This is a genomic window from Guptibacillus spartinae (assembly GCF_028610625.1).
Taxonomy (GTDB): Bacteria; Bacillota; Bacilli; order Bacillales; family Guptibacillaceae; genus Guptibacillus; species Guptibacillus spartinae.
Map to the genome: position 1 here is coordinate 44,116 of NZ_JAQQWU010000009.1, position 12,338 is coordinate 56,453.

At 40.4% G+C, this 12,338-nt stretch carries 15 protein-coding genes and 2 pseudogenes; 4 read left to right on the forward strand and 13 right to left on the reverse strand.

Translation table 11 applies throughout. The features are described 5' to 3' along the window. The first annotated feature begins 186 nt into the window (after positions 1–186). Entirely contained in the window at positions 187–1,491 is a 1,305-nt protein-coding gene (locus PQ511_RS15370; RefSeq protein ID WP_273852787.1) for an aldehyde dehydrogenase, read from the forward strand. Positions 1,492–1,599: 108 nt separating this feature from the next. Next, positions 1,600–2,250 carry an SDR family oxidoreductase gene (locus tag PQ511_RS15375; protein WP_273852788.1) on the forward strand — a complete coding sequence of 217 codons (651 nt, stop codon included), beginning with the start codon at positions 1,600–1,602 and terminating at the stop codon, positions 2,248–2,250. Positions 2,251–2,461: 211 nt separating this feature from the next. On the opposite strand, the gene PQ511_RS15380 is transcribed toward PQ511_RS15375, so the two are convergent. The 3 genes and pseudogenes from PQ511_RS15380 to PQ511_RS15390 form a co-directional block, all read right to left on the reverse strand. After that, positions 2,462–2,629 (reverse strand): YjcZ family sporulation protein, encoded by a 168-nt coding sequence (locus tag PQ511_RS15380; protein ID WP_224599230.1) that lies wholly within the window; start codon positions 2,627–2,629, stop codon positions 2,462–2,464. A 209-nt stretch (positions 2,630–2,838) separates the two neighbouring features. Next, a pseudogene (locus PQ511_RS23765) lies at positions 2,839–2,925 on the reverse strand (YjcZ family sporulation protein); the annotation flags it as partial. Positions 2,926–3,156: 231 nt separating this feature from the next. Then, on the reverse strand, positions 3,157–3,906 hold the full coding sequence (locus PQ511_RS15390) for an SDR family NAD(P)-dependent oxidoreductase (protein WP_273852789.1): 750 nt from the start codon (positions 3,904–3,906) through the stop codon (positions 3,157–3,159). 117 nt (positions 3,907–4,023) lie between these two features. Here PQ511_RS15390 and PQ511_RS15395 point away from each other — a divergent pair, with 117 nt between their 5' ends. After that, complete coding sequence (locus tag PQ511_RS15395; RefSeq protein WP_273852790.1) at positions 4,024–4,914, forward strand: LysR family transcriptional regulator; 891 nt, start codon at positions 4,024–4,026, stop codon at positions 4,912–4,914. Positions 4,915–4,928: 14 nt separating this feature from the next. Here the strand turns inward: PQ511_RS15395 and PQ511_RS15400 are convergent, their stop codons facing one another. The 6 genes from PQ511_RS15400 to hxlA form a co-directional block, all read right to left on the reverse strand. After that, positions 4,929–5,528: a response regulator transcription factor gene (locus PQ511_RS15400; protein ID WP_273852791.1), complete on the reverse strand. Its 600-nt coding sequence runs from the start codon at positions 5,526–5,528 to the stop codon at positions 4,929–4,931. Further along, positions 5,525–6,661, reverse strand: coding sequence for a sensor histidine kinase (locus PQ511_RS15405; protein WP_273852792.1), 1,137 nt, complete (start codon positions 6,659–6,661; stop codon positions 5,525–5,527). Before PQ511_RS15405 ends, PQ511_RS15400 begins: the two co-directional genes overlap by 4 nt. Positions 6,662–6,784: 123 nt before the next feature. Further along, entirely contained in the window at positions 6,785–7,843 is a 1,059-nt protein-coding gene (desA, locus tag PQ511_RS15410) for a Delta(5) desaturase DesA (protein ID WP_273852793.1), read from the reverse strand. 148 nt (positions 7,844–7,991) lie between these two features. Beyond that, the gene (locus tag PQ511_RS15415) at positions 7,992–8,663 is read right to left on the reverse strand and encodes a phosphatase PAP2 family protein (protein ID WP_273852795.1); all 672 of its coding nucleotides are present in this window, start codon (positions 8,661–8,663) and stop codon (positions 7,992–7,994) included. Positions 8,664–8,774: 111 nt separating this feature from the next. Then, complete coding sequence (gene hxlB, locus PQ511_RS15420; RefSeq protein ID WP_273852796.1) at positions 8,775–9,329, reverse strand: 6-phospho-3-hexuloisomerase; 555 nt, start codon at positions 9,327–9,329, stop codon at positions 8,775–8,777. Positions 9,330–9,336: 7 nt separating this feature from the next. Continuing rightward, positions 9,337–9,966 (reverse strand): 3-hexulose-6-phosphate synthase, encoded by a 630-nt coding sequence (hxlA, locus tag PQ511_RS15425; protein ID WP_159780969.1) that lies wholly within the window; start codon positions 9,964–9,966, stop codon positions 9,337–9,339. 181 nt (positions 9,967–10,147) lie between these two features. Between hxlA and PQ511_RS15430 the strand changes: the two genes are divergently transcribed. Further along, positions 10,148–10,510, forward strand: coding sequence for a winged helix-turn-helix transcriptional regulator (locus PQ511_RS15430; protein ID WP_273852797.1), 363 nt, complete (start codon positions 10,148–10,150; stop codon positions 10,508–10,510). Between the two features lie 65 nt (positions 10,511–10,575). Here PQ511_RS15430 and PQ511_RS15435 read toward each other — a convergent pair whose 3' ends face one another. The 4 genes and pseudogenes from PQ511_RS15435 to PQ511_RS15450 all read right to left on the reverse strand — a co-directional run bounded on the left by PQ511_RS15435 (position 10,576) and on the right by PQ511_RS15450 (position 12,298). Next, positions 10,576–11,373: an alpha/beta hydrolase family protein gene (locus PQ511_RS15435; protein ID WP_273852798.1), complete on the reverse strand. Its 798-nt coding sequence runs from the start codon at positions 11,371–11,373 to the stop codon at positions 10,576–10,578. A gap of 127 nt (positions 11,374–11,500) precedes the next feature. Next, positions 11,501–11,689 (reverse strand): spore germination protein, encoded by a 189-nt coding sequence (locus PQ511_RS15440; protein ID WP_273852799.1) that lies wholly within the window; start codon positions 11,687–11,689, stop codon positions 11,501–11,503. 138 nt (positions 11,690–11,827) lie between these two features. Then, a pseudogene (locus PQ511_RS15445) lies at positions 11,828–11,932 on the reverse strand (hypothetical protein); the annotation flags it as partial. A gap of 123 nt (positions 11,933–12,055) precedes the next feature. After that, positions 12,056–12,298 carry a hypothetical protein gene (locus tag PQ511_RS15450; RefSeq protein WP_226659913.1) on the reverse strand — a complete coding sequence of 81 codons (243 nt, stop codon included), beginning with the start codon at positions 12,296–12,298 and terminating at the stop codon, positions 12,056–12,058. Between the last annotated feature and the right edge of the window lie 40 nt (positions 12,299–12,338).

A 12,338-nucleotide genomic window follows, 5' to 3' on the forward strand; every position in this document is an offset into this window, starting at 1 on the left:
GAAGTGTTGATGAAATGGAAAAAAGTAATGAATTCGGTGTTCAGTTTATCGTGCGGGTGGAAACCTTTTACAATGCAAATCAATTGATTAACTTTGGTTAGAGGCGTATCTTTGAACTCATCATTCCGATTTAAAAGCAATGACTTATATTTTGAAACGTTTAAACAAATCAAAGGAGTATACACAATGGAAAACTACCAAGAACTTACACTAAAGCAAAAATCATTTTTCCGAAGTGGAAAAACAAAAGATGTAGCCTTTCGAATCGATGCGTTAACAAGATTAAGAGAGCTCATGTCATCTCATGAACAAGACATTATTGCCGCTCTTAAAGCAGATTTAAATAAACCTGAACCAGAAACAAAGCGCGCGGAGATTGGTCTTGTCTTAGGGGAAATTAATTTCATGATTGAGAATTTATCTTCGTGGTCAACACCAAATAAAGTGGAAACACCATCTACTCATGCAGGCGCAACTAGCTTCATTGTTCCTGAACCATACGGCTCAGCACTTGTCATCGCTCCGTGGAACTATCCGGTTCAGCTAGCTGTTGCACCTCTAGCTGGAGCGATTGCGGCTGGGAACTGTGCTGTCTTAAAACCTTCAGAATTAACACCTCATACTTCTCATCTTTTAGCTAAGATGATTAACGAGAATTTCCCTGAAGAATTCTTGCGCGTTGTTGAAGGAGAAGTGGAAACAAGCACAGCTCTTCTCAAAGAAAAATTTGATTATATCTTTTTTACTGGTAGTACCGGCGTTGGAAAAATTGTGGCAGAGGCAGCAGCGAAGCATTTAACCCCAATGACACTTGAGTTAGGTGGGAAAAGCCCGGTAATTGTGCACGAAGATGCGGACATTGATGAAGCCGCAGCGCGCATTGCACGAGGTAAATTTGCGAATGCAGGGCAAACGTGCGTAGCCCCGGATTATCTTTTTGTCCATCGAAAAGTAAAAGATGGGTTGATTCGAAAGATGAAAGAAGTCATCACCAACACATACGGAGAGAATGTTTCAGAAAATCATGATTTTCCACACGTGGTGAGTGAACGTCATTTTGATCGTTTGAATGAATTCTTAAGTAATGGTGAAGTAGTTGCTGGAGGTCATTCTGACAAATCACGTTTATTCATCGAACCAACCATTTTAGATCAAATTTCTTGGGAAGATCCTGTGATGCAAGATGAGATCTTTGGACCTATTCTACCCGTTCTTGTCTATGACGAAATTTCAGAAGCGATTGATGCCGTAGTAGAACGCCCAAAACCATTAGCACTCTATCTTTTCTCTGATAATGAAGACGTGCAAGAGAATGTGTTAACTACCATTTCATTTGGTGGTGGAGCAATCAACGATACGATCAATCATATGACTTCACACTACCTTCCGTTTGGCGGCGTAGGCAATAGCGGTATGGGGGCTTATCATGGAAAAGCTAGTTTTGATACGTTCTCACACTTTAAGAGCATATTGAAACGCTCGAATAAATAAAAAGGCATACTCTCATGCTTTATGATCCTTCATAAAGGGTATATGACGTAAGTAGACAATATTAAAACTTAGGTTAATAGGTTACTATACGTAGAAAGGGTGTCTAGAATGAAAGTACTTATTGTTGGAGCAAATGGTCAGATTGGGAAGCATTTGACTTCTTTAATTAAAGAGCATAACGATTTGGAAGCGAAAGTAATGATTCGTAAAGAAGAGCAGGCCTCTTACTTTAAAGATTTAGGGGCAGAAACCGCTGTAGTTGATTTAGAAGAAGACGTTAACGCTATTGCGAAAGCGGCTGAAGGCGTGGATGCGATCGTCTTTACAGCAGGTTCTGGTCCAAATACTGGTGCTGATAAAACGATGTTAGTTGATCTAGATGGAGCTGTAAAAACAATTGAGGCAGCGAAAGAAGCTGGGGTAAAACGTTTTGTGATGATCAGTTCTTATGACACAACGCGAGAAGCGATTCAGTCTGCTCCATCTTCATTTTCACCTTATGTAGCAGCGAAGCATTATGCAGATGAATGGTTGCGAGCAACGGATTTAGACTATACGATCATCCACCCGGGTGCCCTAACGAATGATCAGGGAATAGGCAAGGTCAATGCCGCTACTCGAGTCGAAAGAAATGAAATTCCTCGGGAAGATGTTGCGAGAGTGATCGTAACGACCTTAGAAAACAATGCGACGATTGGTAAGGAATTTCAAGTCGTGACAGGAAATGACCCAATTAAAGAAAGCATCAATTCACTATAATGATAATGTGATCTTTAAAAAAAAAGTTGCATTAAACAAAGCCCCTTGCGTACACGCAAGGGGCTTTGTTTTGAATGGTTCATTATAACTTCATTTTCACGCCCAATACTCTCCAACGCTATAAAAAAAGTTCTTAAATAAGGATGTTTACCAAATATTTCTTCGTGAATAAAAAACCACCAGGGACTCTTCCTGATGGTTTTTATGATTATTAGCAATCTTTACCGTTAACGAAAGCAGCGCCAATGATAATAAGAAGAATGAACAATACAACGATTAACGCAAAGCCATTCCCGTAACGAGCGCCACCAACCTGGTTTCCGCAACCGCCGTATCCAGCGCCACCAACCTGGTTTCCACATCCGTAACCATAACTCATGAAATCAACTCCTTTATTGGTTCTTCTGTAGTGTATGAAGGAAGAGCAGTTCCTGTTTAGGTATTGGACTAGTTTCCTACAAGTTAGGTAAATAATAGAGCAAACTTCCACTACCGACTGGCATTGAAGTTCCTCTTGTTAACGCAACAAGAATTTACTCTATAAAGAAAAAACCACCAGGGAGTTTCCCCGATGGTTTTAATAAGGTATTAGCAATCCTTTCCATTAACAAAAGCAGCGCCAACGATGATAAGAAGAATGAACAATACAACGATTAGCGCAAAGCCATTCCCGTAACGAGCACCACCAACCTGGTTTCCGCAACCGCCGTATCCAGCGCCACCAACCTGGTTTCCACATCCGTAACCATAACTCATGAAATCATCTCCTTTCATTGGTTCTTCTGTAGTGTATGAAGGAGAACGAGAAGGTGCGTAGGTGTTGGACTAGTTAAAGAAAAGATAGGTGAACTGCTGGAACGATTTAAGAAATAAAAACCCCTGCTTGATCGCAGGGGTTTCTTAACACTATTTAAATGAAGCGTATCCTTCATCAGCCATGACGACACTACCGTTAATTGCGCTAGCTTCTTCTAATGAAAGAAGGTAGACAGCGTCAGCTAGCTGTTCAGGATCAGTTAGTTTATTGCCAATTACTTTTGCTTTCATGCCATCAATCAAGCCTTTATCACGATATCCTTGAACAATCGGAGTATCGACAACGCCTGGCGCGATACCAACGACGCGAATACCGTAGGGTGCTAAATCAAGTGCGGCCGATTTCGTCATCATATTGACCGCTCCTTTTGTTGCATGGTAAGCAAACGTAGCAGGGGAGGCGAGGACACCAAAAACAGATGTCGTATTAATAATGACGCCTTTGATATTTAGTTCCTTCATTTTTTTAGCGGCAGCCATGATGCCGTAAGCGACGCCGTGCTGGTTAATGTCGATTACTTTATGATAATCATTTAGATCAAAATCTGGAAGTGGAGTGGGACGCCCGATTCCAGCGTTATTAAACATCACGTCAATAGTACCAAACTGATCAACGGTTTTTTCGATAAGGGCTTCTACATCTTCATAGCTAGAAACGTCGGTTTTAACGAAGAGTGCAACTCCACCGTCTGCTTCGATTAACTCCACAGTTTCTTTCCCTTTTGTTTCATCATAATCAGCAACAACAACCTTGTCACCTTTTCGAGCAAATTTTAAACATGTTTGTCTTCCAATTCCGCTTGCTCCACCAGTGATTACTACTACTCTAGTTGTAGCCATATCTAACGACCCCTTTTTAGAAGTATGATTTCTTATCTTTAGTTTAACACTGCTTGTATTTAAACAATATTTAAATATCGTTATACTTAGTTAAGTAATGCTTAAGGATGTGAGAGAATGAATGTCGAACAAATGGAATATATGGTAACGGTTGCAAATTTGGGTTCACTATCAAATGCTGCGAAGGAGCTACATATCAGTTTATCAGCAATAAGTCAGTCAATTAGTAAAGTGGAGAGTGAGATAGGGTTAAAAATATTTGTTCGTAATCGATCAGGTGCAACGTTAACTTCTCAAGGGGAGCACATTGTAGCGAAAGCGAGAGAAGTATTAATAAAGGTAGGAGAACTTAAAGAAGAAGTGAACCGTCAATTAGATATGCTGAGCGGGGAGTTAAAAATCGCAACGATCCCTGGGCCGATCCATTTGCTAGTTGACGTGGTTTCACGGTTTAAACGAACCTATCCTAACGTGAAGCTTGAAATTTACGAAAATGGTCCCGTGAAAATAATCGAAGAAGTTTATCAAAAACAGCTTGATTTAGGTCTTATCTTAATCTCGAATCGACTCATTGAAAAACATCATAAGCTTTCTTTTGAAAAAATAAAAGAAGGAAAAATGGTTGTAGGAGTAAGAAAGGAATCCTCCTTAGCTAGAAAAGAGACCATTAAGCCAGAAGATCTTATCCATGAAACGCTAGTCCTATATAATGATGAGTACATTCATCAATATGTCACAGAAACGTTATCTAACTATGGAGTTCCTGATATTTTGTTCACCACTAACAACACTGATGCAATAAAAAATGCGGTGAAGCGAGGACTAGCTGTAACCCTTGGGATTGATTATTCCTTTGACAATAGGGAATTAAGAGAGCGGGAAATTGTCATGGTAGACATTGAGGAGGGGGAGCATGAAAGCGTGTTTCTTGCTCTTGTTAGCCATCGTGAAGGAAAAGCAAATCGCGTTGGGAAAGAATTTGTATCAAGTATAAAAAAGCATTTCTAAAAAAGAGCCGGTTCTTATTTGAACCAGCCCTTTTCCTTAAAGCGTGAGATCGCTTCGATTCGGTTTGTGACTTCTAATTTATCGAGAATGACTGAAATATAATTACGAACCGTTCCTGGAGTGATGTAAAGTTCACTTGAGATATCTTTCGTATTTTTACCATCAGCCATCAGTTGAATGACCTGCTTTTCCCGTTCGGTTAAGGGATTTTCATTGCTAAAAGCAAGATCAACCAGTTCAGGAGCGAAAATTCGCTGTCCTTCCATAATCTTTCTAATGGAGCTAGCCAGTTCATCACTAGGGCTGTCTTTTAGAAGGTAACCACTAACGCCAGCTTTCCGCGCTCGCTCAAAATAACCAGCGCGTGCAAAAGTGGTAAGAATGATAATTTTGCATGATTCATTGCTTAGTTCTTCAGCAGCATCCAGTCCGCTTTTAAGAGGCATTTCAATATCCATAATACAAATATCAGGTTTCAATTCTTTCACTAGAGAGATTGCTTCTTCCCCATTTGTCGCCTGACCAACAACTTCCATTCCTTCTTCTAGATCGAGTAGAGAGCCAAGCGCTCCAAGGAGCATACGTTGATCTTCCGCAAGTACGATGCGTATCACACCGATCCCTCCTGTTCTTTTTGTTGAATCACATTGGGTACGCGAATGTTTAAAATAGTGCCATTGGAGGATTCAATTTCAAGCGATCCGTTAACAAATTCAAGCCGTTCTCTCATGCCCTGTAGCCCATGACCTCTATACGATGTCGTGCCGTTCTGAAGCCCGGTACCGTTGTCTTCTACTTTAATGAGTACATCGGTTGGAGATTGTTCGATCAGAATGCGACACCTTGATGCATTACTGTGTTTCACGATATTTGTCACGGCTTCTTTCAGGCACATACTTAAGACATTTTCAACGAGTAACGGGGTGTTTTCAAGCTGATGGTTGCCCTCGAGTCGAAACTCCATTTCAGCTGCTTGCAAAATTTGTTGTACGCGTAGTAATTCATCTTCAAGTCTCGCTCCGCGCATATTTGAAACCATTTCGCGAACTTCCTTTAAAGCGGTTCTTGCTGTTTGTCTAATATCATGAATTTCATTAATAGCTGCATCTGGTTTTACTGGAATGAGCTTTCTGGCTAAATCACTTTTTAAACCGATCATGGATAACTTTTGGCCCAGTGTATCATGTAAATCTCGGGCGATTCGTTCTCTTTCTTCTATGACCATTAACTGTGAAATTTTCTCGTTTGCGCTTTGCAATTGTTGTTCAAGCCGGTGCTGTTTATTACGATAGCGAATCGTAAAGGGGAGAAGAGCCACACCTAGCACACAGATGAAGATAAATGGAAGCTGTGGAAGCAAAGAATCATCATGAGTGAAGAAAATAATGATCGTGGCTGCAATCGTTGTTGTTAAATGAACGATGTAGAGTGAGAGAAAGCCTGCTTTGTTCTCAATACTCCCAATGAAAAACGCTAAAAATAGAGCGAAGTATACGTACCCAAATAAGATTGTCATCACGATACTAATCGCCATTTCAATGCTGACCCATAAATAGACTAATTTGCTATTCGATATGAATGACAAACGATAAGATAAGAAAAACAGTAGGATAACAAAGATGCCGATTGTAATTTCAATTGCCGATGATGATCGGAAAATAAAAAAGAATGGAAGTAGACAAAAAATAATCCATACATAAGAACTGATCCCAGTGTTCTTAGGAATGATATGATACCAACTTTGCATAGGGATCTCCTTTCGATGCGCTATGGTTACAGGATATACCATCTGAATGTGCCTGTCACTTTTAGTACAATTTCTTTAGAGATATTGAAAAACCCATCCAAGCTGAATGGGTTTTCAATAAGGCTATTTTTCCTGGAAGCTCGGTCTTTTCGTAGTCATCATCGCAAGCTTTGAAGGATTCTTAAGAAGAGGTTTTACTTCTTTAAAGGTAACAAACGTTTTATTCTTCGTGTCATAGAGACGGAATCGAATCGATTCAAGACTTGATCCTAACGTAATTGTTGTTGCCTTATGCAATGGTGGCGTTGATTCATGCGCCTTCTCTAAATGATAGTTAGGCACTCTCGGGCTTAGATGGTGGACATGGTGATAACCGATACTACCAGAAACCCATTGAAGAAGTTTAGGTAGCTTATAGTAAGAGCTACCATCAACAGCTGCTTTTACAAAGTCCCACTCGGTTTCATCTTCATAGTAAGAGTCCTCAAATTGATGCTGAACATAGAACAGCCAGATTCCAAGTGACCCTGCAACATAAAGAATTGGAAGTTGAATGATAAGAAACGCTTCCCAACCAATCGCAAGAATTAATAAAGAATAAATCGCTACGACTGATGCATTGGTAATGTATGTGCTCATACGCTCTTTACGTTTTGCGTCTTTACGATTAAAACGGTTAGCAATAAGGAACAGATAGATTGGTCCAAGACCAAACATAACGATCGGATTACGATAGAGACGGTAAGCGAGTCTTCCCCAGAAAGAAGCAGCTGCATACTCTTCAACCGTCATGACCCAGATATCACCGGTGCCGCGCTTATCTAAGTTTCCACTCGTCGCGTGATGGATGTTATGCTCACGTTTCCATTTTTCAAAAGGAAATAGTGTAATGATTCCTGAAATCGTCCCAACAATTCGGTTTGCTTTTTGACTTTTGAAAAACGAGCCATGGGTACAATCGTGAAAAATGATGAAGATTCGAACAACAAATCCTCCTGCAATCATCGCAAGTGGAACGGCTAACCAGGCAGAAATGCTTAAGCTTTGATAGGCTAGAAACCATAGCAATAAGAATGGAAGAAGGGTGTTCAAGAGCTGTCGTACCCCTACGACCGTGTCGGGCTTTGCGAAAGTTGATACACTTTTTTTCAATTCTTTTTGTTTTTGTTTTTGTTCATTCATATGGTTACCCCTTTGTTAGGCATAGTTAATATAACGTTAACCCTAATGATAGAGGATAGAATGTCATGGTGTAAGACACAAACGTCAGGACATCACCATGATAAATGTCATAGGTTTGTTGGGGATAAAAGGAAAAAGTGCATGCGGTTTAAAAACCAGTGTGCACTTCTTGTTTTGCATGTGTAACTTGTTCTATGTATTGATGTGTTTTTATCGCCATGATTAGAATGACGCCGCCGAAGGCATAACCTGCGAGAACGTCGGTTGTATAGTGTTCTCCAGTTGTAATACGACTAACGCCAACGATCAGAAGTAATAAGGTGACGATGATGAAGCAAACGGTTTTTAATAATGTATGGGAAGAGTGACGATCAATCAAATAAACGATGAGTCCATACATAATTAAACCAACCATTACATGCCCGCTTGGGAAGCTATACCCATCTTCAAACACATTCACTGCTGGTCTCTCCCTTTGGGTCCAAATCTTGATAGCCTTGTTCAAGACGTTACCGCCCATGACAAAAACTACCATTGTGATCATACCGGCATAATCTTTTTTTAATAACCACAAGAATAAGATCGTCATAAGAGAAATAGCAATAATTGCTGGTTTAGATGCAAAAAAGGAGGCGAGTTCAAATAAATGTAACCATTCCGTCGATACCGCACTTGTTACATACTGATAAAAGGCGAGGTCGATTGGAAATGAGTTGCTTTGTAAGACGTTGCCTGTAAAAAACGTGATTGTGCCGAGACAAACTAAAAACAATGTGAGGAGTAGAGGGGTTTGGGTTTTGCTAGTTCTTATTGTTTTCACCTCCCTAAAAAATGACTTTCTCATTATAAGCATTTTCTTTTAAAAAGGATAGGTAAATAACAAAAGTCCCCCGAACCTTCTTTACAGAGGTTTCGAGGGATGTGAAAAAAACTATTCTAAATTCGCATGCTTCCCATACATCTTATTCGTATCCAATCCTTTCTTCTCCATAAAGCGTAAGATAATTGCATCATAGAAAAGTAAAAGAGTCTGTTCAAATAAGGAGCCCATAGGCTGAATCGTCTCATAATCACCAGACTGATCCTTTGGTGAACCAGGTAGTGTTACGATGATGTCTGCTAGTTGGCCAATTGTTGAGTCGGGATTAATGGTAACAGCAGCGATCTTTCCGCCGATCTTGGAGGCCTTATTCGCAATGGAAACAAGTTGTTTTGTTTCACCAGAACCTGATCCGATGATGATCAGATCACCTTCTTCAAAGTTTGGTGTGACGGTTTCGCCCACGACATATGCATCAATTCCCATATGCATCATGCGCATGGCAAAGGACTTTGCCATAAAGCCAGATCGGCCACCACCAGCAACGAAAACCTTGTTCGCTTCGAGAATTTCATTCGCAAGCTGTTCCGCTTCTTCGTCAGCAATGAGATCTACTGAACGATTTAGCTCATCGATAATTTTAGCTAAATAGTGAGTAGTCTGCATAGTTGTTCTATCCTTTAATAAGCTCTTGCATTTTTGATGCAACGGCTTTTTTATCGTCTTCACCTGTAATACCGCCACCTACGATAACAAGGTCTGGTTGTACTTTGACAACTTCTTCAAGAGAATCAAGCTTAATGCCACCAGCGATTGCGGTTTTCGCATTTTTTACCACGCCTTTGATGGTTTCAAGGTCTTCGAAAGAATTCTGACCTTTTGCTTGAAGGTCGTATCCAGTGTGGACACAAATATAGTCAACGCCAAGTGCGTCTACTTCTTTCGCACGAGTAGCGAGATCTTTCACTGCCATCATATCAACGAGAATTTCTTTTCCTTGTTTCTTCGCTTCTTCAACAGCACCTTTAATGGATTCATCTTCAGCGGCACCAAGGATCGTGATGATGTCTGCATTTGATTCAGAGGCTTTCATCACTTCATAACCTGCAGCATCCATAATTTTAAGGTCTGCAAGAACTTCAAGGTTAGGAAATGCGGCTTTCATTTCTTTAACAGCACGAAGACCTTCATTGATGACGATCGGCGTACCGATTTCAACGATATCAATATGCTCCTGCACTTCTTTCACTAGTTCAATACCTTCTTCTGTGTTTACCAAATCTAATGCTAGCTGTAATTTCATGATGCGTTCACTCCCAATCCAAATTTTTTATTTCTCTCTTATCCGACACCAATATAATCGATTATTTGGTGTAGTAGCAAGTATACTGCTTATTGTCGAATCATGTAAGTACGCACATTAAACTTACATAGTGTCAAAAAGTATACTATGAGTTATAATGGGCATAGACGGAGGTGATGTTGTGTCACGCACCCAGGATAAAACATTTTACTGTGAAAAAGAATTGACGCTTGCGGTTATCGGAGGCAAGTGGAAAATGCTGATATTATGGCATTTAGGCAAGCAGGGTACGAAACGATTTGGTGAATTAAAATCTCTTATGCCGGGAATCACACAGCGAATGCTAGTGAATCAGCTAAGAGAATTAGAAGATGATCACATTGTTCACCGAGAAGTGTATCCTGTTGTCCCTCCGAAAGTAGAGTATTCCCTAACCGAACAAGGTGAAACATTAATGCCTATACTCGACTCCATGTACGAGTGGGGAAAAAACTACAATCAGAACGTCCTTGGCCAACCCATTGAAACGAAAGAGTCTGTCTAAATTAAATGAAAAGCCGCCGCTCTCTATCAGGTTTGATAGAGAGCGGCGGCTTTTCGCTTATTTTACTATTCGACTAATAGTAAAAGTTCTTCTTTAATCGTTTCCCATGCGAATGAGGTCGTATCGGTCAACACAAAGTGCTCTGCTGAAGGAAGCTCAATCAGTTTAACAAAGTCACCTTCACCTTCAGCTTCACGCTGGTAGTAATCACTAATACCGATGGGGACATTGATATCTAGTGCACCATGAACGAGAATTTGTTGGACACCAAGCGGAAGAAGTTCCACTGGGGAAGCATTTTTGTAGCGCTCTGGGTATTCTTTAGGGGAACCACCTAGTAGTTCTGCAGTAGGATTATTTGGTTCAAGAGAGAGGACTTGATCTCTGTACTCATGAACACCATGCATCATTTCAAGATCATTCACCCCTGCAAGGCTAACCACTCCGTGAATAGGAAGAGGGTTGTCCGTAATAAATAATTCACTATTCTTATCCATGCGGTGACGAGCAGCAATCCATGTAGCAAGATGGCCCCCGGCTGAATGTCCGATTGTAACCACTTTATTCAGATTGAGGGGATAGGTTTCTGCAAGTTTCCTTATGTAGTCAGTTGCTTCTGCAACATCTACTAGCGTTCCGGGATAACCCCCGCCTTCTTGTCCCGTGCGACGGTATTCAATATTCCATGTGGCGCATCCACTCTCAGTTAGATCTTCCGCTACACCTCTCATGATCTCGAGTGTAAACGGCTTTCTCCAAAAACCTCCATGAATCACGATTGCAACAGGAAAAGGGCCATCTCCTTCTGGAAGGCGTAACTCACCAAATTGATTTTCGTTTTCACCATAGAAAAATTTCTCCACGTTCGTAACCACCTTTCTGATCCGTTCCAAACTATTATCGCACATCTAGTAAAACTTTTATCAAATAGAAAACTGAAAAAGCCAATCGGTAAACGATTGGCTCGACTGCATATAATGAATAATGATGCTAATCACCGAGCTTTATTCCTTTTGCAATGCTGTAAAAATTGTTTATGAGAATGAAAGATCCTGTATTTCCACCGCCTGACCCCGATACCGTGTTACTCACGGAAATAGGAGAGATCGTGTGAGCACATTGAACGACTGTACCACTATTATTTGTAATCACGACCGGTCCTCGAAAAAAACAACCCATTTGCTTCCCTCCTTGTTAACCAACTACTCATAACAGTATATGGACAACTAGATTTTTCTGTTTGGACATGTTGGAAAAAGAATGTCCAAATGTTTTATCACAAAAAAGGAGCCAGTTTTCTGACTCCTACCTAAATAATTAGCTAATAATAATCGCTTGTGAGAAAGTGATAACTCCAGTGATGAGTAAGAAAACAAAACTATATTTCAATGTAAACCGGAATAAATCGCCTTCCCTTCCAACAAGACCAACGGCTTATATGTGACAAAGATCACATGAAAAGGTTTACATTTAAAATAAATTTGAAAAGGTGGAGTAAATGGGATAGGTATGTAAAAAAACGCTCAATTTATGAGCGTTCTTTTTTTACCAGAAGAAGAATGGTGACCAACTATAGGCGGCAATTGAAGCTAAGCCAACAGCAATAAGAGCGGCTCCAAAGAAGAAGTAGCTTCCAAAGCCAGGACCATCATTACCGCCTTCCATTGGGCGAAGATAGACATTGTCACGATCACAGTGATCAATGTAACCATAATGCGTCGTACCGTCATGACAACGAATCGCCACGCATCTGCCAATGTTGTTATTAAACTCGTTGTGATAAGACATTTGATTCCTCATTTCTAAATTAGTGTTAGAGTTATAGAAC